This window comes from Corynebacterium sp. MSK047 (assembly GCF_030232285.1).
GTDB lineage: Bacteria > Actinomycetota > Actinomycetes > Mycobacteriales > Mycobacteriaceae > Corynebacterium > Corynebacterium jeikeium_D.
On record NZ_JASPJI010000001.1, the window covers coordinates 30,538 to 51,510 of the forward strand.

General features: G+C 57.7%; 12 protein-coding genes. 3 read left to right on the forward strand and 9 right to left on the reverse strand.

Annotation, left to right across the window (positions count from 1 at the left end):
• Positions 1–8 precede the first annotated feature (8 nt).
• Entirely contained in the window at positions 9–1,244 is a 1,236-nt protein-coding gene (locus QP981_RS00105; protein ID WP_284857240.1) for an acetyl-CoA C-acetyltransferase, read from the reverse strand.
• A 224-nt stretch (positions 1,245–1,468) separates the two neighbouring features.
• The gene (locus QP981_RS00110) at positions 1,469–4,681 is read right to left on the reverse strand and encodes a type I restriction endonuclease subunit R (protein ID WP_284857238.1); all 3,213 of its coding nucleotides are present in this window, start codon (positions 4,679–4,681) and stop codon (positions 1,469–1,471) included.
• Positions 4,682–4,879: 198 nt separating this feature from the next.
• Between QP981_RS00110 and QP981_RS00115 the strand changes: the two genes are divergently transcribed.
• The gene (locus QP981_RS00115; RefSeq protein ID WP_042388976.1) at positions 4,880–6,601 is read left to right on the forward strand and encodes a DUF5635 domain-containing protein; all 1,722 of its coding nucleotides are present in this window, start codon (positions 4,880–4,882) and stop codon (positions 6,599–6,601) included.
• Between the two features lie 136 nt (positions 6,602–6,737).
• Here the strand turns inward: QP981_RS00115 and QP981_RS00120 are convergent, their stop codons facing one another.
• The 4 genes from QP981_RS00120 to QP981_RS00135 form a co-directional block, all read right to left on the reverse strand.
• On the reverse strand, positions 6,738–7,970 hold the full coding sequence (locus QP981_RS00120) for a restriction endonuclease subunit S (RefSeq protein WP_284857237.1): 1,233 nt from the start codon (positions 7,968–7,970) through the stop codon (positions 6,738–6,740).
• Positions 7,967–9,016 carry a virulence RhuM family protein gene (locus QP981_RS00125; protein ID WP_284857236.1) on the reverse strand — a complete coding sequence of 350 codons (1,050 nt, stop codon included), beginning with the start codon at positions 9,014–9,016 and terminating at the stop codon, positions 7,967–7,969. The genes QP981_RS00120 and QP981_RS00125 overlap by 4 nt, the downstream gene beginning before the upstream one ends.
• On the reverse strand, positions 9,009–10,586 hold the full coding sequence (locus QP981_RS00130; protein ID WP_284857235.1) for a type I restriction-modification system subunit M: 1,578 nt from the start codon (positions 10,584–10,586) through the stop codon (positions 9,009–9,011). Before QP981_RS00130 ends, QP981_RS00125 begins: the two co-directional genes overlap by 8 nt.
• A gap of 99 nt (positions 10,587–10,685) precedes the next feature.
• Positions 10,686–11,540: a class I SAM-dependent methyltransferase gene (locus QP981_RS00135; protein ID WP_284857233.1), complete on the reverse strand. Its 855-nt coding sequence runs from the start codon at positions 11,538–11,540 to the stop codon at positions 10,686–10,688.
• Positions 11,541–11,633: 93 nt separating this feature from the next.
• Here QP981_RS00135 and QP981_RS00140 point away from each other — a divergent pair, with 93 nt between their 5' ends.
• The gene (locus tag QP981_RS00140) at positions 11,634–12,812 is read left to right on the forward strand and encodes a glycosyltransferase family 4 protein (protein ID WP_284857232.1); all 1,179 of its coding nucleotides are present in this window, start codon (positions 11,634–11,636) and stop codon (positions 12,810–12,812) included.
• Here QP981_RS00140 and QP981_RS00145 read toward each other — a convergent pair.
• Together QP981_RS00145 and pgfA are read right to left on the reverse strand one after the other, a co-directional pair.
• Complete coding sequence (locus QP981_RS00145; RefSeq protein WP_284857231.1) at positions 12,792–14,624, reverse strand: MmpA family trehalose lipid delivery protein; 1,833 nt, start codon at positions 14,622–14,624, stop codon at positions 12,792–12,794. The two genes, QP981_RS00140 and QP981_RS00145, sit on opposite strands and share 21 nt — an antisense overlap.
• An 81-nt stretch (positions 14,625–14,705) precedes the next feature.
• On the reverse strand, positions 14,706–15,866 hold the full coding sequence (pgfA, locus tag QP981_RS00150; RefSeq protein ID WP_048734381.1) for a cell envelope lipid trafficking protein PgfA: 1,161 nt from the start codon (positions 15,864–15,866) through the stop codon (positions 14,706–14,708).
• A gap of 196 nt (positions 15,867–16,062) precedes the next feature.
• Here pgfA and QP981_RS00155 point away from each other — a divergent pair, with 196 nt between their 5' ends.
• Complete coding sequence (locus QP981_RS00155; RefSeq protein WP_049171762.1) at positions 16,063–17,343, forward strand: acyltransferase family protein; 1,281 nt, start codon at positions 16,063–16,065, stop codon at positions 17,341–17,343.
• A gap of 6 nt (positions 17,344–17,349) precedes the next feature.
• Here the strand turns inward: QP981_RS00155 and QP981_RS00160 are convergent, their stop codons facing one another.
• Positions 17,350–20,961: an alpha-(1->3)-arabinofuranosyltransferase domain-containing protein gene (locus QP981_RS00160; RefSeq protein WP_284857230.1), complete on the reverse strand. Its 3,612-nt coding sequence runs from the start codon at positions 20,959–20,961 to the stop codon at positions 17,350–17,352.
• Between the last annotated feature and the right edge of the window lie 12 nt (positions 20,962–20,973).

A 20,973-nucleotide genomic window follows, 5' to 3' on the forward strand; every position in this document is an offset into this window, starting at 1 on the left:
GGTTTGCTTTAGACGCGCTCGATGATGGTTGCAACACCCATACCGCCAGCCACGCAGAGCGAGATGAGTGCGTAGCGGCCACCGGTGCGGTGCAGCTCGTCGATTGCAGCGCCGGTGATCATGGCGCCGGTTGCACCCAGCGGGTGACCCATGGCCATTGCGCCACCGTTGATATTGAGCTTGTCGTAGTCGATGCCCAGGTTCTGCTGAGCATGCTTGACGACGGCGGCAAACGCCTCGTTGATTTCCCACACGTCGATATCGTCGACGATCAGGTTTGCCTTGGCCAGAGCCTCGCGGACCGCCGGCTCGATGCCGGTCAGCATGATGGTCGGCTCGACACCATTGACGGCGGTGGCGACAACGCGTGCGCGTGGGGTCAGACCCATGTCTGCGCCGGCCTTCTCAGAACCAACCAGGGTCAGTGCAGCGCCGTCGACGATGCCGGAGGAGTTACCTGCGTGGTGGACATGGTTGATGCGCTCGAGCTGCGGGTACTTCTTCAGTGCAACTGCGTCGAAGCCGCCCTGTTCACCCATCATAGTGAAGGCTGCGCGCAGGCCGGAGAGGGACTCTGCGGAGACGCCTTCGCGGATGGTCTCATCGCGGTCGAGGATGGTCAGTCCGTTAGCGTCCTTGACTGGGACGACGGAGCGGTCGAAGCGGCCCTCAGACCAAGCCTTTGCGGCACGGGCGTGGGAGAGTGCTGCCATTTCGTCGAGGGACTCGCGGTCAAAGCCGTCAAGTGATGCAATCAGGTCAGCGGAGATACCCTGCGGGACGAAGTCAGTTGCGAACGAGACCTGTGCATCCATTGCCATTGCGCCGCCGTCGGACATCATTGGCACGCGGGACATGGACTCGACGCCACCGGCGAGGACGAGCTCGTCCATGCCGGAGCGGACCTTCTGAGCAGCCAAGTTGATGGCGGAGAGGCCGGAAGCGCAGAAGCGGTTGATCTGGACACCGCCGGTGCGGTACGGCAGGCCTGCGGTGAGTGCTGCGGTGCGGGCAATGTCCGCACCCTGGTCGCCGACCGGGCTGACGCAGCCAACGATGAGGTCGCTGATGCGCTCTTCGTCCAGGTCAGGGAAACGATTGCGGATTTCGTCGATGAGGCCGACGAGAAGTGATACCGGGCGTACCTCGTGGAGGGAGCCGTCCTTCTTGCCCTTGCCGCGCGGGGTGCGAATTGCCTCGTAGATGAAGGCTTCGCCGCCCGGCTGAGTGGTGGCGGAAGTCATGTGTTTTTACCTCACAGATTCGTCGTAAAGTGTCGTGCGTCACTCTATAACGAATGCCGGATTGCCGGGGGTGATTTGAGGGGTACTGGGGAGAAAGATGATCCGTTGCAGTCATTTACCTGCGGTTATGGGAGAAACCGGGGGTAATTACATAAGTAGTTTGGGGCGCAGAGTCGCGGAGGCAGACCGGCAAAAGTCGAATTTCCGCAAACGCCCGCCCGCAATCATTCAGCCGCCTCTTCACCATCGCCGGCGAACCCCAAGTTCCAATAGCGCTCGACAAAGGCCTGGATGCGCTGCAGCACCCGCGTCTTGACCTTCTCGCGCTCATTACCTGGGGTAAACCGCGACATTGGCGGAAGAACACGAACAATTCCGGTGCCAAGCGTGCTGACAATGCCGGTGGTCAGCGCCTCTTCAATGAAAGATTGCGCAGTGGGCATCCGCAGCTTTTCTTCAGTGATGATCGCATTAAGTTCTGCCGTGCGTTTGGTCCTGATGAATTCCTCCCACTGCTCGTCAACGGGCTGTGTCAGGCTCACGGTGTTGACGAATTCTTCGATCAGGTCGCGCTTGTTCCGCAGCGATGGGCTGGAGTTTGCAGCGCGAGAAATCTGGGCACGAATTTCTTCTCTCTCGTCGCTGCCGTGGGTTTCACGGTATTGCTCGACGAGCATGAGAATGTAGTCGACATTGATCTCGACCTGCTTAATCAGCTCCATCTCGAAGACCACATCTTCGTTGATGGACTCCCGTTCCCCGTCGCTTTCAGTACGGAATTCCGCAAAAAGGTCGAGGTAGATACTGCGGTAATCCTGCTCCTGGCGAGGCGTCAACAGCGCGTCATCAGCGAATTGGTCGAAGGAGGTCAGGATGTTTTGGACACGCAGTATCGCTCCGAAAAGCTTGATGAACTCCTTCTTCGCCTTCTCGCCAACAATTGCCGTATCCAGCGGGTATTCCTGGAGCAGCTGATTCACTAGCTCGGCGTATTCGGCAAAGTACTCAGCGTAGGGCTTGAGCAGTACCACGCTTTGCGCATCGGTGTCGCCGAAGAGCCGCAGCGCCTCATTTGTGGCATCTTCGAGGTCTCGGAAGCAGACAATGTTGCCGTACGTCTTGACTGAGTTGAGGATTCGGTTGGTACGCGAGAATGCCTGAATCAATCCGTGGTACTTCAGGTTCTTGTCCACGAACAGGGTGTTCAAGGTGGTGGCATCGAATCCGGTGAGGAACATGTTGACCACGATGGTCATATCGACTTCCCTGTTCTTCATGCGCAGGGAGAGGTCTTTGTAGTAGTTCTGGAACTTCTCGGCTGAGGTGTCGTAGTTGGTTTTGAAGTATCCGTTGTAGTCGGCAATCGCCGCTTCCAGGTAATCGCGCGCAACCTTGGGTAGCTGCTCGGGCTCCATGCCTTCTTCAAGGAGCAAGCCTGTCTCGTCGGCCACGGCAGTAGCTGCCGCAGCGCTTTTCTTTTCGCTTGACGACGGAATCGTCGGTGACTCATCCTTTTCGGCCTCATTTGGCGCGAATGAGTAAATCATGGCGATCTTCAGCCGCTCTGCTTCAGGCAGTGATGCTTGCGCTTCTTTGAAGAGGTTGTAATAGGTGTAGGCAGCCTCAACAGAAGCGGTGGCGAAGATAGCGTTGAAGCCACGAACTCGTTGTTCTTTCTTTATCTCCTTAATGCGACCGCGGTGTCGGGCCTTTGCTGAGGCGGATACGTTCTCGACAACGCGGTGTTCGTAGAAGGTTTCCCGCTTCGTTTTCTGCGCGAAGTGTTCGAGCGTGTAGTCGACGACGTTTTTCAGGCGTGGCTCGGCCAGGAGTGCGCCTTCGGTGTCGATGCCTGTGACTTCCTTGTCTTTAACGTTTCCAACCGAGATGGTGTTGACGTAGTCGATCCGGAAGGGCAGAACATTTTTATCGGTGATGGCGTCGACGATGGTGTAGGCGTGAAGTCGTTTGCCGAAAGCCTGCTCGGTGGTTTTGAGGTTGGCCTTGGTGCCGCTAGTGGAGTTGTCAGCGAAGATGGGTGTCCCGGTGAATCCGAAGAGGTTGTACTTCTTGAATGCCTTAGTAATGGCAGTGTGCATGTCGCCAAATTGGGAGCGGTGGCATTCGTCGAAGATGATGACCACGTGCTTGCCGTAGACATCGTGGTGTTTGTTGCCTGCGATGAAGTTCGACAGCTTCTGAATTGTGGTGATGATGATGGCCGCATCGTCGTCTTCCAGCTGCTTCTTCAGCACGGCGGTCGAGGTGTTGGAGTTGGCAGCACCCTTTTGGAAGCGGTCGTACTCACGCATGGTTTGGTAGTCGAGGTCCTTGCGGTCGACGACAAAGAGGACCTTATCTACATGCGAGAGTTTGCTAGCCAGCTGTGCTGCCTTGAATGAGGTGAGGGTTTTCCCCGAACCGGTCGTGTGCCAGATGTAGCCGCCGGCCTCCGTCGTGCCAAGGCGTTCACGATAGTTATTGGAAATCTCAATTCGTTGCAGAATTTTCTCAGCAGCGACGATTTGGTATGGGCGCATCACCAGTAGTTCTTCCGCAGCGGTGAAGACGCAGTACTTGGTCAGAATATTGAGAAGCGAGTGCTTGGACAGGAATGTCTTAGTGAAGCCAACAAGATCCCGGATGGGTTGGTTGTTTGCGTCAGCCCACCACGATGTGAATTCAAAGCTCTTAGCACCGCGTGCTGGGCGGCCTTTTCCTCCCGTTTCCTTGATGTGCAGTTCACGGGTGGTGTTGGAGTAGTACTTGGTCAGCGTGCCGTTACTGATGACAAACAGCTGCACATAATCGAACAAACCGTCGCCAGACCAGAAAGAGTCACGCTGGTAGCGCCTGATCTGGTTAAAGGCTTCACGCAGCTCTACGCCACGACGCTTGAGTTCGATATGCACCATGGGAAGGCCATTGACCAGGATGGTGACGTCGTAACGATTGGAGTGTTTCGCACCGCTTTCGCCCTTTTCCACCTCGTACTGGTTAATGACCTGCAGCCGGTTGTTATGGATATTTGCTTTATCCAGCAGTCGGATGTTTTTGCTTGTGCCGTCGTCACGCGTAAGAACCTGAATGTGGTCTTCGTGGATGCGACGGGTCTTTTCCTTGATTCCGTCGTTGGAACTGGTGATGCAGGTGTGATAGAACCGTTCCCATTCCGCGTCGCTGAAGGTGACGTGGTTGAGGGTTTCTAGTTGGCGGCGAAGGTTGGCAACGAGGTCTGCTTCGCTGTGGATGGGCAGGTAGTCGTAGGCCTGCGACTGGAGGATGTCGATGAGCTCCTGCTCCAGTTGCGCCTCGGTTTGGTAGTCCTCCGAGGTGCGCTCCTCGGCCTGGTACTCCGCGACGACGGTGCTCTGCTCACCGACAGCGATCGGGTCGTACTTGGTTACTCGTCGCTTGCCGACGCCGTCCTGGTTCATGCTGCCAGCACCTTTTCCATAGTGTTAATTTGAAGCGTTACTTTTATGAGTCTCTATCTTAGAGAGTCCGGGGTAGCACGGGGTGGTGCAGCTAATCCACCAAGGTTCCCACAAAAACCACAACCACTGTTAGAATAAGGGGGCTCTAATCTAACAATCCCCAGGTGGTGGTTCGCTGTGGCTCCGACTTTGCCGGGAATGGAAGTTCGCCGGGAGCAGCTGATAGCTCAAGTTGACGCTATTTTGGAGTCGGCAATCGACGATTGTGTGCGTAAAACCAAAGAGACCCAGTCGATTGATTTCAAAGAGGAAGCTGGCCGACGTAGAGGTTCCCAGATTGAACCTGGTAAGTCGGAGAATCCGACAGCTGCCGACAAACTTGCCGACGAAGTGGCCTGCATGGCCAATACTCCTGGTGGCGGTGCCTTGATTGTTGGAATCGAGGATAAAACAGGGCGGATTATCGGTACCGAACTGGACATAGATTGGTTGCGGCAGGCTATCTATAGCCGGATTGATATTGCGCCCGATGTTGTCGAAAAGCGTGTGCAGGGCCAGCGAGTGCTTGTCATTTATGTTGCGGCAGCCTCTGAACCCGTTGAAGATACTGGGAACAGGCTGCGTTGGCGTGTTGGTGATTCGTGCAAGCCGGTGGACCGGTCGGAATGGTGGGAGTATCGGCGTGCGCAGGACGGCTTTGATTCAATGGCGCAGGTTAGTGCCGCAACACTTTCCGATGTCCGTCCCGGTGCCCTGGCGTTGGCCAGGAAATGGGACCCAGTGTTTGCCGAGCTTACCGACCAAGAAGTGCTGCACGGCATTGGTGCTCTTGATGCCAATGGATTCCTATCAATGGCAGGAAAGCAGCTATTTACTTCGGCAGGGCGTACGGTTATTGAGCTCAGCATTTTTGATGTTCACGGTGGTCAGGTGCTTAACAGAGTGGTGCCGGAACCTGAGAAGTCGTGTCTTGAGCAGCTTGCGTACATAGAGCAGGCTCTGAATGTGGTGAATAAAAACAACACTGTGGTGGAGGGGTTCGTACATAAGCCAGTGCCAGAGATTCCACGCGGTGCAGTGCGTGAGGCGATGCTAAATGCCATGATTCACCGCGATTGGAATCGTAGCGAAGCCATTGATGTGCGATGGATTGAGCTCGACAGCACCTTGATTGTGCGAAGCCCCGGTGGTTTTCCAGGAGCAATCACCGAAAACAATGTGTTAAGTAACCGTTCTGCTCGTTACCCCGCTCTGGCTGATGTGTATCGCGCAATTGGGCTCGTAGACAAGCAGGGTGTTGGGGTGGATCGCATGTACCAATCGATGATTGCCCTGGGGCATCGGCCGCCCACCATTGAAGAAGTAGCGGGCCCGTTTGTGGAAACGACTTTGGTGGGTGGCAGTCCCGTGCTGCCCGTTCTTGAGCTGATGTCAAGGATAATCCCGCAAGCACGGCAGGAAGATTACCGCATTGCAATCGTGTTGTATCTACTTTTTCAGCGCCCATTTGTCACGGTTGCGGAAGTAGCGCGTGGGCTGCAAGCCGGGCCTGAATCGGCTCACAATGCCCTGGATGCAGCCCGACAAACGACGGTACTGGGTGAACCGCTGATTGTCCCCCATGCTGGAGTGTGGGTGCTTGGCGAAACATGCCGAGCAATCTTGCGCAAAGCTGAACCGACGCCATTCTTGCCTGCGCGGTACCTCACCACCGATCAGGATGAACTCCAGAAAGCAGCGATGTTGTGGCTGTGTGAGGTTGGGGATATCGCTACAAGTGACCTCATGGTTCTGTCTGGAAGCTCCCGCGGCACAGTGAAGGCCTGTATCGACGTCATGGTAGAAGCCGGCATTGTCACTGCCATTGGCAACGGCCGATCGCGCAGGTATCGGCTCACTAATCCGTCAAGGTCCCTGTAGAAACCGAAATCATTGTCAGATTAGACACTGCCTAATCTGACAATCCGGAGGTGGGTGATGAATGCGGAAGTATCGCTGACCTGATGGAGCGAGGGAAGTCCGGCGTCCCGCTGGGACTCGCCGATGCCTCCCTGGTTTATGCCGAAAGCTCCTTAAACGTGAGTAGTTGATCCCGGTAGTACTCGTATTGCTTCCGGCGAGCTTCAATCTCGGCAGGCAGACCGGAGGCGAGGTCGTTCACGAGTGCATCAAACTTGTCGAGAATATTTACGATGCGCTGCTGTTCTTCGAGGGGAGGGATGGGGATTGGGAAGTTCTTAATCTTTCTCGCGTTGAGATTATTTTGAGAACCTTCACCTAGGTTTTTCAAAATAAAGTATTGTTTAGCAATCCAGTGATAGACGTATCGATAGTGTGCGATATTACTATCCACAGTTATGTTGCAGCATGCTTGATTGGTGGTCAGTGGAATCTTGTTAACTGCGACTTTCGCTGCTGTAGCACCGTACATCGCCACAATTACGGAGTTTTCTGGGACCCATTTCGCAGAAGATGAATTGAGGCCTGCCTCAGTAATTGATACTGAGGTTTTATAGACGTCCCTGTAGTCGATGTCTTGGGTACGTAACCACGGGATTGAGCCGTTGTAAAACTCTTTTGTCCCGGACCGAGGTGTACCACCAGAGGAAACACGTTGGGCTACTTCGTTCAAGGTCACCCACCGGACTCTCTCGCTCTCGGTAAATGTCAGCAGTTGGTCACGATAAAATTCATACTGCTTTTTCCTTGCTTCCAGCTCCGCTTCCAGCTCCGCTTCCAGCTCCGCTTCCAGCGATTGGAAGGTATCGAGAATTTTTACAATTTCTTGTTGTATCTCAATCGGAGGGCATGGTGTCATCACTTTTGACATTGCTGCTGAAGAAATACGACGAACTTTTGTTCCGGTAATCCAGCGTTCGATTGATCGATGGAAAAGTGAACTATTAAAGAAGTATGAAACAAACTTTGGATTCATACTGTGTCGGAAGATATAACCGTCTCCGCTTGTAACAATCTCCTCAGTGCCCAGCCAAGCCGTGGCTTTGCCCAAATCTTCATCGTTTTCAGAAGTGGTAGCGATAAAAACGTCACCAGGCAGCATCTTCCGCTTCTTCGCAGCGAAGTCATCGCTGACAAATGACTTAGTTTCCGTAGCCCAGATTCCGTAGTGGGTATAAATCTGGCCGTAGTGAATACAGCCGACACCGCTTTCGGTGAAGTCTTTCTTCTGGAGTCCGCCACCACGACTGAAAGTGCCAACCTCGCCCAGCGGTTTGTACTCCACACCATCCGGGCAGAGTTCCTCGATGAGTTTTTCGATCTGGTTCACTTCTGCTCCTTCGGTGGTTGCTGGATCTGCTTCTGAACTGCAGTGATTTCCTTGAGATAGTCCCGTTCCACACCACTCGGTTGGGCATCCATCACAGTTTTGTACTTCTCGTATTCCTCATGGGCCTTCTGTACCGCTTGGCGGTGGGAAACCGTTCCTGCTCCCTCCAAGGATTTACCGCCCATGGCCGCAATCATTGTGGTGAGGTGATCCATCCAGTCCGCCATATACGTCGGCTGGTGCATCTGGGCACGGAACTCTGCCGCATCGAAGTAGGCAGAAACTAAGGTATTTAGGCGTTTTAGCTCGTCCTCGGCAAGGTAATTCTTGGCGATCTCCACCTCGGCCTTGGTGATGCGTTCGCCCTTCCAATTGGTCAACCCCATGTTTGGCTTTGTGGCATCCGAACGCTCGAAAACCACCTCGGCTGCCGTGTGGCCGTGAGCACCAAAATGAAGCTTATTTTGGACCGTGGCAAAGAACTGCTTACTCACAGCGGCCCGTGGATCGTAATCCACGCTGGTGGCGTACAAATCTAGAACCTGGCGATGAATGACCTTCTCACTAGAGCGAATATCGCGGATACGCTCCAGCAATTCACGCCAATACGTTCCGCCGCCGCCTTCTTTCAGCCGCTCATCATCCATGGCGAAGCCCTTGATCAGGTATTCGCGCAAGACACCTAGCGCCCACTGTCGGAACTGAGTACCGCGCAGGGACCTCACTCGGTAGCCCACGGAGATAATCACGTCGAGGTTGTAGTGTTCCCGTTCGCGCGAAACTTCCCTTGAGCCTTCGAGTTGAACTGTTCGGAATTTCCGAACAGTTGCCTCTGACCTGGGAAGCTCGCCTTCCGCAAACACATTCCTAATGTGCTCGGAGACGTTCGCCTTCGACGACTGAAACAGCTCCACCATTTGGGCCTGGGTGAGCCAGACGGTTTCGTCGACAAGCCGTACCTCAATGCGAGTAGCGCCGTCGTCCGTGCGGAACATCACCAGCTCGCCCGCAGACGCCATGCTCATGTCGCCGTTCGTGTCAGACATCGGTGCGGGTTCCCTCAAGATCTGCCACAATCTCATCGATTGCCTCGCGCAGCTGGCGCTGGCGCTCCACGATGCCAACAATCTGCTTATTCAGCTCTACGATGTCAATGACCTCGCGGGTGTCCTCGGGCTCGACATAGGAGGAAACTGCGATGTTGTAGTCGTTATCCGCAATCTCCTCAGCGGGCACCAGCTTGGTGAAATACTCCACATCCTCTCGGGCAGTGAAGGCATCCAGAATCTTCTTCTGGTTCTTGTCATTCAGTCGGTTCTTGTTGCCACTGCGCTCAAACTCTGCGGAGGCATCAATGAAGAGAACCGAATTGTCCTTCTTCGACTTCTTCAACACGATGATGCAGGTCGCGATGGTGGTGCCGAAGAAAAGATCCGGCGGCAGCTGAATAACCGTATCGACATAGTTGTTATCCACCAGGTACTTGCGAATCTTCTTCTCCGCGCCGCCACGGTAAAGCACACCGGGGAACTCAACAATTGCGGCTGTGCCATTCGTCGCAAGCCACGAGAGAATATGCATCGTGAAAGCCAAGTCAGCCTTTGACTTCGGCGCAAGGACGCCTGCCGGTGCGTAGCGCGGATCGTTAATCAGCAGAGGATTGTTATCGCCCTCCCACTTGATGGAGTAGGGCGGGTTGGACACGATTGCCTCAAACGGCTGGTTATCCCAGTGCGCAGGTTCAGTGAGTGTATTGCCCAGCGCAATGTCGAAATTGTCGAAGTTCACATCGTGCAAAAACATGTTGATGCGCGCAAGGTTATACGTGGTCAGGTTGATTTCCTGGCCGTAGTAGCCCTCGCGGACGCCGCCTTCGCCAAGCACTTTCTTGAACTTCAACAGCAGCGAACCGGAGCCAACAGCCGGGTCGTACACCCTGTTCACGCTATCCTTGCCCACCACAGTGATCCGGGTCAGCAGCTCAGAGACCTCCTGCGGCGTGTAGTACTCGCCACCGGACTTGCCTGCCTGAGAGGCATACATGCCCATCAAGTACTCGTAGGCATCGCCGAATAGGTCGATGGAGTTGTCATCGGCTTTAACGGTGAGAGGCATATTGCCGATGTGCCTCATCAGATCGTAAATCTTGTTATTGCGTTCGATGACCGAGTTGCCAAGCTTGTTGCTGTCTAGGTTGATGTCGTCGAAAAGCCCTTGAAGATCGCTTTCGCTAGCGGTGCCTTTTGCAGATGCTTCGATATTTTTGAATACCTGCTGCAGTCGTTCATTGAGGTTCTCGCGGTAGTGCTCGTCAGCCGCCTGCTTGCAGACGTTGGTAAACAACTCAGAGGGCACAATGAAGTAGCCCTTTTCCTCGACAATGCTGGCCCGGCCCCACTCGGCATCCTCGTCAGAAAGGGAAGCGTAGTCCGCGTCCTCATTTCCAGCGGCACGTTCGCCGTCATCGATGTACTCGGTGAGCTTCTCCGAGATAAAGCGGTAGAACATCATGCCGAGCACATAAGACTTAAAATCCCAACCATCCACGCTGCCACGCAAGTCGTTGGCGATGTTCCAAATAGTCCTGTGCAGCTGTGCCCGGTCTGCGTCACTCATAGTGAAAATCCCCGCTCAATCAGTAAAAATGCTTGAGTTTCCAGTCTAGTGGCAGACGATACGAAGTCAGGGGAGCACGCTCCGGGAGAAACTGACCCCCTACCGCTTCCGCAGCACCAGCACCAGGTTCGACACCGCGAACTCGCGCAGCCCCGGCACGTGCACCATCCACCAGGCCCACCACGGGTGGTAACGCGGAAACGCGGCTAGCAGTTCACAGTCGCCAGCCTCCGCCGCAGCGCGCGCCCACTTCAACCCTTCACCGCAACCGACCTTGAACAGGGACTCGCCAAAGTAGTTCTTCGGTCGCTTGCCGTGCTTCTTCTCATACATGCGCCGCGCGCGTTCGCCGCCCAGGTAATGTGTCATCCCCATCTCGTGACCACCGAATGGGCCGTACCAAATGGTGTAGGAGTAGACGACCAGCCCGCCCGGCTTGGTCACACGCAGCATTTCCTCGCCCATCGTCCATGGCTCGGGCACATGCTCGGCAACGTTCGATGAGTATGTCAGGTCAAAAGCATCATCGCGAAACGGCAGTTCCAGCCCCGATCCGCGTACCGACGACTCCAGCTTGATACCCGCCGCCGCCATCTCGCCCACATCGGGTTCGCAGGTGTAATATTCCACGCCACGCTGGGCAAATGCTCGGCCAAAGTACCCAGGGCCGCCGCCGACATCAAGGATGCGCTTGCCACTCAGTGCGGTATTCGTCGTAACGCTTGACGACGTGCCCCCTGTGTCCGTCGACCCCGCCGCACCATCCGCCCCAGCTGCGATGCCTTCCAACAGGCCGATGGTGTCCTCAGCCAGGTGCCCGTAGAAGATATCGGGATCGGTTTGCTCGTATTTGAAGTCGTTGAGCAGCCCGAATGAGCGCGACAGCGTAGCAAAGCTGCGCAGCTCTTTCAGAGCGGGCGGGACGATAAAAGCGGGAAAGCGAAAGCTGGTCACGTCAAACAATCTAATGGACTGGTTGGGTTTGGGAGTATGGATTTGAGCTAAAGCGGCAACGAAAGCCGCGCCGAGCGTTAGGCTCATATTGTTATGAAAATCTTACTGTTGTGTTGGCGCGACACTGGCCATCCCGAAGGTGGAGGTAGTGAGCGCTATTTGGAGCGCGTCGCAGGTTACCTTGCCGACCAAGGCCATACTGTGGTGTTCCGCACGGCCAACTACCCAGGCGCACCAGCCCTTTCGCGTCGTGATGGCGTGACTTTCTCCCGCGCTGGTGGAAACTTCTCCGTCTACGTGCGCTCCTGGACCGCGATGCTGGGTGCGCGATTTGGCGTGGGCCCAATTGCCAAGGTGCTCGGCGGCAAGCCGGATGTCGTGGTCGATACCCAAAACGGTGTCCCCTTCTTCGCGCGGATTTTCTCCGGCGCACCGACGGTGCTGCTAACACATCACTGCCACCGCGAACAGTGGCCAGTGGCAGGGCCGATTATTAGCAAGCTTGGGTGGTTCATCGAGTCGCGTCTGTCGCCGATGATTCACCGCCGCTGCCGCTACATCACAGTTTCCGAGCCAAGTGCCGCTGAACTGGTAGAACTCGGAGTGTCGCCGGGGCGCATCGCGGTAATCCGCAATGGTGTGGACCCGATTCCGGAGGAGTTGCAGTCGACCGAAATCATGGCGGACCTATCCGAGTGCGACGGTCCAGCACCGCATTTGGTGACGCTGTCGCGATTGGTTCCGCATAAGCAGATTGAGCACGCCATCGATGTGCTTGCAGATCTTGTACAAGATCGTCCAGGTGCGATTCTCGATGTTATTGGCTCGGGATGGTGGCACGACAACCTCGTGGAATATGCCCGCGACAAGGGCGTTTCGGACCACGCCGTCTTCCACGGGCAGGTCACCGAGGCGGATAAACACCGCATCCTCTCCAAGGCGTGTCTGCACCTGATGCCTTCGCGCAAGGAGGGCTGGGGGCTCGCCGTCATCGAATCAGCGCAGCACGGCGTGCCGACGGTCGGTTACCGCTCCTCGGCGGGCTTGCGCGATTCGGTCAACGACGGCGAAACTGGCCTGCTGGCCAGCGATGAAGCTGACCTGATTGCCAAGACACGACAGATTCTCGATAACGGCGAACTGCATCGCGCAATGTCCAAGGCCTGCGTCGCCCGTGCCGCGGAATTTGGTTGGGACAAGACCGGTGAGGCAGTTCTGAATGTCTTGGAAAACCCAACACTGGATAAGTTGCTACCTGCGGCGGGGCAGTAGCGCTTCCATTACTCCAGTCAGTAGCCCCGCCAGCAGCCCAGCGATTAGGCAAAGAGTCCAGATTCCAAAGGCTGTCCACGCAGCTGCATAGGCCCCCTGGCTTGGTTGTGTGGCCGGCTCGATAACGCCGGGGACATGGTATAGCTGCAGGTCAGGTGTTTCATAGACGGGGTCTAACGCTGCCACAATGTCAGCGGAGTCGCCGAAGTTGCCGGGCGAATTCTCCACTAGGACCCAGCCAACGCCTTGGTCTCGAAGACTCTGGAGCGCAGACTCAAGCTCCTCGTGTCTCTTCGCACCACCGAGCAGCGTGCGCTCAACGGTTGTGGCTCCCTCGCCAGACACCGACTGCCCAGAGACAATCAGTTCGCCAGAGCTCACCACCGGAGCGGGCAAAATCTTCGTAGCCGGGTCGAGGACAGGACGCCCATTAATAATGCGGTAAGAACCGGCAGGTAGAACCGCAACGCGATCGTCGTCAAGCGCGACCACACCGGAAACCGCCGACCATCCTTCCCATGACGGAATGGGGCGGAGTGGAGCGACATCGGCGGGCAGCGTGGGGACAGCGGCGATGATGATGAGCGCGCTGACGCCAGTAGCCAACCACTGGCCGATGTTGGCGGTGGTCCCGCGAGCGCGGCGTGCCAGGTATTCCGCACCGCTTGCGGCGAGGATGACATAGGCGGGGACGGCGAGCGCGATCCACTTTTGCGTATCACGAAGCAGGCCCGCGCCCGGGATGTGCTCCAGCGCCCAACCCATCATCAAAATGCCCGGCGTTGTTGCGGCGAGAGCGACGAGCATGATGGCCGTGGCGCCAGTGATAATCAGCCCCCGCCAGCGCTCTTGCGAATGCCAGGCACGACGGAATCCCAGACCCATAAGCACCAGGAGTGCCAGCACCATAATCGCCGAAAAACCAACCTCGCGCGTCAGTGGCACAGCCTGCTTATTCCAGATGCCACCCAATCCCAACAGGCTGCCGAGCGTGCCGACGTGTGCCTCTGCTCTGGCCGCAAATGCGGCAGCGCCAGCCGCATCGGAGGACCCAGCTGCACTCGGGTTCAGCAAAGATGCCACTAGCCACGGTGAACTGACCGCTACTGTTGTGGCCACAATCCAAGCGCGGTCGCGGTTATTGCGAGCGGTAACAATGCCGGTGATACCAGCCAAAAGGGCACCGGTCGGCGTGAGACCCGCAGCGGCAATTGCGCTGGTGCGCCACAAGGCACTACCCATCTGCGTTGCCAGAACAACTGCCGGAAGCAGCAATACGGCGATGACCAGTGACCACTGTCCCTGGAGCAAACGCTCGACCACAAACGGGTTCCAGAGCAGCATCGTCGGTGCAATCAGCTGGCTGGCCAAGCTCGGAGTCATGGGTACAAGGCCCGCACCGGATGCGCTACTGGTGCCCGAGCCGTGGCGAGTGAACCTGCGGGCGAGCTCAGCAGCTGCAAGACCACCAATCAAACAGGCGCCCACCATGCCGAAGCGCACCCAATGGCTGGCATCCACAAAGTAGCCCAGTGCCCACAGTGCGGTGTCCTGCGGAACAGCTCGTGCCGCAGCGGGGCCGAGTCCCAGGGCCGCGTCGGTAAGCGGTGGGTGATTGGGGATGACCATGTCGCGCAGCAGAAACATCGGTGCCCCAAAGCGACCATCGGCCGGGGCCTTGTGGGGCACAAAGAGCGGCCAGCACACGGCAGCGGTCAGCAGGAGAATCCACGACAACACAAAAACCCAGGCGACTCGCTCCGAATGAGAGCGAGCCGACTGGGTCAGAGTAGTGCGGAAACGTTGTGTCACGTGCCCTATATTAAATTATTTTTCGCTTTCCTCAGTGAAACTTAGGGTAAGCGAGAGCCTGTGGCACCGTAGTTTGGCGTCTTAGGCGGACTTGCTGCGAACACGGAAGCCAATCACGATGAGAACCAGGCCGAGGATACCGAGGATCCACGGTGCGACAGTGCCGCCGATAGTCAGCGACTTACGTGCTTCCTTAGCGCGGTCCATCTGGCGGCCCTTGGAGCCTTCGTCCCACTGAGCGGTGTACTTCATCGCGGTACGGTTCTGCTCCTTGGCTTCCTTTTCACGGCCAGCCTTGGAAGCAATTTCTTCAGCTTCCTTGTCGTCCTTGGCGTAGAACATGAACATCTCTTCAGTACCGTTGACGATCACGCCAGAAGTCGGCTCGACGCGGACAGTACGGACGTTGGTGTAGTAACGATCCAGCTCGACGTCGTCGTCACCCTCCAGGCCCCACTTGTGAGCCGGGAAGCTCAGGCGCATGGAAGCCAGCGAGGACTTGTCAGCCTCGGTGAGCTTGCGGCCGTCGCGAGTGAAGTGCTCGGTCAGGGACTCGTAGAGGTTCTGCGGCGGAATGGTCATGGAGTACTTGTAGACCTTGACGCCATCCTGAGTTTCCTCACCGACAAAGTCAATCTCGAAGTTACGCATCGCCTGGACGTCGTAGTACGGGTAGGACTTCTTCTCAGCACCAAACGGGAACTGGTACTGGATGCCCGGACGGGTGAACGTCGGCGGCTTGGTGTCCGAACCACCCTGCGGTGCGTTAATAGCAACGCTGGAGATCGGGTCATCTACCGGGTACGCAGTGCTGCGGTCAACAGTGATGCGGTCGAGGGTCGCATTGATGAGGTTCTTCGGCTCTTCGCGGTCATCGCGCAGCAGAGTGGTACCGACCTGGAGAGTTGCAATCTTGTCGTCAGCCGGCTCCTCAATCTCAACGTGGCGCTTCGACTGCATCGGAGTCTTGTCGTTGATGAAGCAGTGGACCGGGAGATCGCGCTTCTCTTCGTCCGTCTCTGCCTTGCAGCGCGGGTCATTCTTGCGGTTTGGCGTTGGCTCATTCTTGCCCAGCTGGCTGGAGTCCAACAGAGTGCCGTCGCGCACCTCCGTGATGGTATCGCTCACAGTGTCAAGTGGGATGACCCGGAGGCGAGGCACCAGGAAGGTTGGCAGAAGGACGGCAATGACAATCAATGCAGCACCGATAATAATCAGTGCATGTCCGAGAGTTCTCTTCATCAGCGGATAGTCCTTTAACTGTACGTAACTTTCTGCTGCAAAACCTAGCAGGAAGTTAGGAGTTATGTGGTGTGTTTTTTAAAAATAACTTGTCGGGAAAACAAAAGAGTTTTGGAAAAACCGGCCTGAACAGGACTTATTTCATAATAAAATACAAGTGATTTTACTCATTCCGGTATCCGTGTAAGAAAGTACTATGACGTCCAAGGCATATGCGGCAGCGCCAAACGCTGGGCAAGACACAGTGTCGAGCTCTGTGCCGAACTCTACGCCGAACACTGTATCCAGCTCGGGATCCAGCACTGCATCGAGCTCTGCCACCACATTCCGCCCAGGCTTCCTGCCTTCGCTGGAGGGCCTGCGAGCTGTGGCTTCGATGGGCATCATCGGCACGCACGTCGCATTCCAGACCGGGCATGATGTGGGAGCCCTGTGGGAGCGCATCCTCGGCCGCTTCGACTTCTTCGTGGCCGTTTTCTTCGTGCTGTCCGGATTCCTGTTGTGGCGTTCTCACCGCTCGGGTTACGGCGGAATTCCCCGTCGTAAAGCATTGTCCGATGCCGACGGCGGACGGAAGAAGAGCTGGGCGAAGTACTACAAGAAGCGCGTCGCGCGCATTATGCCCGCGTACTGGGTGCTAGTGCTTATTGTGCTCATCGCACTGCCGGTGGGGCGCGGCGCGGATCTCAAGATTTGGCTAACAAATCTGACGCTGACACAGGTGTATTTCTCCGGCTCGCTGCACGGTGGGTTGACGCACCTGTGGTCGTTGTCGGTGGAGGTCGCGTTCTACATCTCGCTGCCGCTGTTTGCCATTGGGCTTAGCCGGTTGGACCCGCATCGCCAGCAGGGGCGCCGCATAGTGGCAATTTCCCTGCTTGCGATTTTGAGCTTCGGCTGGCCCTACCTGCCACTGCCGTACCCAGAAGGCGTTAACCCGCATATTCAGCCGATTGCCTACTTTTCCTGGTTCGCAGCTGGCATGATTCTCGCCGAGCTGGAATCGCTCCAGGGCGTCGATACCGATGCCGCCCGCGCGAAGGTGGAGACCATGCAGCGCTGGGCACGCCGCCGTTCGCTGTGGCTGGCGATCGCCGTTGGTGCGCTGGTTCTGGCTTCCTACCTGGGTCCCGAAGGGCTAGTCGAGCTCACCAACTGGGAATTCACCCGCCGCCTGCTGTGCGGTCTGGTCTTCGGTGCCGCCATCATCGGCCCCTGGACGATAGCGCCGGAGTCTCGCTTCCTTGAACACCCCATCATGCAGGCGCTAGGGCGCTGGTCGTACGGTATCTTCCTCTGGCACGTGGCGATGCTCTCCATTGCATTCCCGCTGCTTGGCGTGAAGCTGTTCACCGGACATCTGCTCAGTGTCACCATTGTCACGGTCGCACTGTCGATTCCGGTGGCCGCCGCCTCCTACGCGCTCGTCGAGGAACCTGCCCGCCGCTTCTTCGCACGCGTCTGGGTCAACCGCTAACGGCTTTTAATCAGCGGTGTTGTCGGTGTCGCTAGCATCTCTGTCGGTGTCGTCATCAGCACCGCTACCGGAAAGCATCGAGCAGCACGCCACGATTGTCAGCGCCGCCGTCAGCAGTAACTGAAGCGGCCAGCCGGCACCGGCGTAGTCATCCTTTGGCCATGGGTTCGCCGCCAGCACCAAGCCCGCAATCGACATCGTCGCAGCAAGCGCCACAATTAGTGCGTTTCGCACGTTCAGCCATGGCTTGACGACGTCCCCACGCTTCCGTGCCCAGAAAACCGCACCAAGGGTAGCGGCAACCACCACGAGGGCAACGACCACGCCAGGCCAGCTGGATACCAGCGTCACTGTCGCGGCAGCCGCAACACCAATAGCCGCCCGCGGCAAGTCATTGCTCAGCGAAGATGCGGGAATCGGGGTGGTGAGAGCGAAGCGTCGCCAAGCGAAAGCCAGCCCCACAGCGACCAGTGCGTACACGGCTGCGAGTGCGCCGCCTGCGAGGATGCCCGTACGCCAGGTCTGCTGCGGTGGATAGGTCAGCTCGACCGCACCACCAATTCCAGCCGGAATCGTCCAACCCTGCTGCCAACCAGAGACCGTTACCGGCTTCATGGCGGCACCTCCGACACGAAGCTCGTGGCCAGCATTGACAGAGATTGGCAACCACACGATGCGATCGTGGTCGGCAGCGTCAATAGGATTGTTCAGGTCGATTGACGTGACTTTCTGCTGCTCAGCTGACGGCGCGAAGTAGTCAGTCGAGGTGAGCGATACCCAATCGGACTTGGCATCGATGCGCCATGGACCCGGCGAGAGCTCAATCTCTTCACCACAGGTCAGCTCACGGTGATCAGAACCGTCACCTCGCTGGAGGCTGGCCCACGGGTCTCCGATGCTGCTGCGACAGGTATCAGCATCGACCTTCACCTTTACCGGCTTCGGAACGGTGAACAGGCGCACCAGCGTGCCCTCGTGAATCTCCTGGCCGAAGACCCAACGCTGAGCCAGCGACGAGGAATTCGGCACCACCGGGACACGAACCGGGGTGAGGTCCTCCGCTATATCCTCGGCGGAAAGTTCCGCCTCTCCATTGGAATCGGGGTTGCTGGATTCGAATGCGTCGAAGCCAGTGTCCCGCTTTGGAATCACCAGTCCTAGCTCGGAGATAGCAAAGCCTACAGGAGCAATCTTTGCTGTGATGCGCACAGATGTGGTCTTGCCGCCGGGCAGCGGAATGTGGGTCGTCTCACCCGGGACCAACTGTACGGAGCTGGAAGCCGTATCGGTCTGGATGCGCAGTTGCGCCGGAACGCGAGCACCGGTCAGGCTGAGCACTGCGTTATCGGTCGGTTCCTTCCACGACAGCTTGACCCACTCAGCCTGACTCTTGCCTGCCAGGGGTTCCCACCAGGTAGAGGTGTCGCCGTCGAGCATTGCGTTGACCGAGTGGTCAGCCGATGCACCACCGACGTTGTATGGCTCAGAGGCCGACGATGAAACCTCAATTGTGGCGCGACCCGTTGCTGTCTGCGTCAGTGGCAGTCCCGCGACGGGGTAGTCCGGAACGAGGTTGCGGACATATGAGTCCTCGTCTTCGGCCAGGATTGCCGACTCCGCTCCGACGACTTCACCATAGTTGCGGCCGCGGCGTGCGGGAGTGTCGGTGACAGTGCCGGCGTTCTTACCGGACAGGATGCGCACCGGGGCATCGGAATCGACCTCATCAAGCCGCGGGAGCACTTCAGGACCACCGGCGACCAGCGGCACCTGTGTAGTGTCCACCAACCGCGGCGAAAGGGCGTGATTGCGCAGCTCCTTCGGGCCCGCGCCCCAAATCTGGATAGCGGTATGGCCGTCCTCGTCCGTGAACTCCGCCACCTTTTCCATGGTCGGGGAGTCCTGCAGCGTGGAGGTGATGGCGCGCGGCGAATCGCCCCTCGAGGTAACTCTCAAGTCGTGGCGGACCAGCACATAGCCGATGCCATTGTTGCGCAGGGTGGCATCCAGTGCCGGTACCTCGCGGCCCCGAGTCAGCGAATTGCGCAGACCATCGAGGCCGCGAATCGCCTCTGGGGGTACTAGCGGCACGGTATCGCGGACGGCCCAGGGCACGTCGGCAAGCGGCTGGAGCGGTTCGTCGCGAGTATTGCCCCATGTCTGATCAGCAAACGGAGATGACGGCATCACCAGCGTGCGGGTGTCCTCGCCCTGCTCATTCAGCCAGTCGGCCGCTTCGTGCCAGTAGCCCGGAACCTCGGAAAAACCGCCTGCCGGAGCGAGACGGGCGCTCCACGCAGGTGCGGTGGCACTGGCGATAACCACCAGAACCAGCATCGATGCGATAGCGCGCGGGTGCTTCTCAGGGTGCAGCCACTGCTGCCAGCCAGTGGTTGCTGAATCGCTCGCCGTCTCGTTCTTGTGCTCGTTCGCCGGCTCTCGCCACGGCCATGGCAGCTGGGCTGTCGCATGAGCGAAGCCGATAACAAGTGGCAGGCGCACAATTGTGTCGAATTTGTGCAGGTTGCGTACTGCTGCGAGCGTGGAATCGAGCACCTCTCGAGCCGATTCCCACACCAGCCCGAATGGCTCCGTCCAGGCCGCCACGATGACAAGCCCGATCAGCAGCATCATCAGCCACATCCGACGCAGCGGCAGTGAGCGCATGACCAAGCCAAGCAGACCAATCGCCGCCACAGCCAGAGTGGCGTAAATGAGGATGGGCTCCGCGACCAGAGCATTTCCGCCGACTCGCTCGAAAGAGACAAACGGGGTCCACGAAGTGGAGCCGCGGAGCGTCTCGCCGAGACTCAACCAACGAGTGGTCACGCCGGAGGACTCGATGTAGTCCGTAAACGGTGGCGAGTACTTGCCCAGCAGTAGTAGCGGCACGATCCACCACATGCTGACCGCTGCACACGCAGCCAGCCAACCGCCGAGCATCGCCCACGCACGCCCGCGGCGAGGCCCCGTAAAAGCGAAGAAGATCAGCATCAGACCTGCGGGGATGCAAGCCGCAGCTGTACTGACCGCATTGACCGCGCCAGTGCACAGTACCGCTAGACCGGACAGCAATACGGCACGGGCAGTCGCACGCCAGGGCAGTTCCTCGCGCCGGGCCGCGACCCGCAGGAGCGGAAGCAGAATCCACGGTGCCAGCGCTACGGGCCAGGTCTCGGACGAAATCGCGCCCAACGTCGTAATCACGCGCGGCGACAACGCGTACAACAACGCCGCCAGTACGCGAGAGGTATGCGTGCCGACGCCTATAGCTTCGGCCACGCGATATGCGCCGGTAAAAGCCAAGCAGAGAGTAAGGCTCCACCACAGCGCCTGGATGATCCAGCCGGGCGCTAGGACATCGGGCAGCAAGCTGAACAGCGCGAAGAATGCGCCCTGTGGAAAGAGATAGCCATATGCCTGGTTTTGGAGCTGTCCCAGTGGCATGGTGTCTGACCACATGTTGAGCGAGGCGGACAAAAACCCGATGGGGTCTTCTGTCAGGTCGTGCTTTGTGTCAGCGACAGTCTTGCCGGGGGACTGGATGAATGCCAGCAGGCACAGCAAAACCCACCAAGGTACAAGCACGCGCTTACGCGCTCGAACAAAGGTGGGCATAGCGTTAAAGGA

What these genes read in the sequence shown, in the direction of transcription:
- QP981_RS00125 (WP_284857236.1), bottom strand. Translation starts at nt 9,016, where the DNA reads ATGTCTGACACGAACGGCGACATGAGCATGGCGTCTGCGGGCGAGCTG.
- pgfA (WP_048734381.1), bottom strand. Translation starts at nt 15,866, where the DNA reads ATGAAGAGAACTCTCGGACATGCACTGATTATTATCGGTGCTGCATTG.
- QP981_RS00155 (WP_049171762.1), top strand. Translation starts at nt 16,063, where the DNA reads ATGACGTCCAAGGCATATGCGGCAGCGCCAAACGCTGGGCAAGACACA.
- QP981_RS00115 (WP_042388976.1), top strand. Translation starts at nt 4,880, where the DNA reads ATGGAAGTTCGCCGGGAGCAGCTGATAGCTCAAGTTGACGCTATTTTG.
- QP981_RS00140 (WP_284857232.1), top strand. Translation starts at nt 11,634, where the DNA reads ATGAAAATCTTACTGTTGTGTTGGCGCGACACTGGCCATCCCGAAGGT.
- QP981_RS00130 (WP_284857235.1), bottom strand. Translation starts at nt 10,586, where the DNA reads ATGAGTGACGCAGACCGGGCACAGCTGCACAGGACTATTTGGAACATC.
- QP981_RS00160 (WP_284857230.1), bottom strand. Translation starts at nt 20,961, where the DNA reads ATGCCCACCTTTGTTCGAGCGCGTAAGCGCGTGCTTGTACCTTGGTGG.
- QP981_RS00105 (WP_284857240.1), bottom strand. Translation starts at nt 1,244, where the DNA reads ATGACTTCCGCCACCACTCAGCCGGGCGGCGAAGCCTTCATCTACGAG.
- QP981_RS00110 (WP_284857238.1), bottom strand. Translation starts at nt 4,681, where the DNA reads ATGAACCAGGACGGCGTCGGCAAGCGACGAGTAACCAAGTACGACCCG.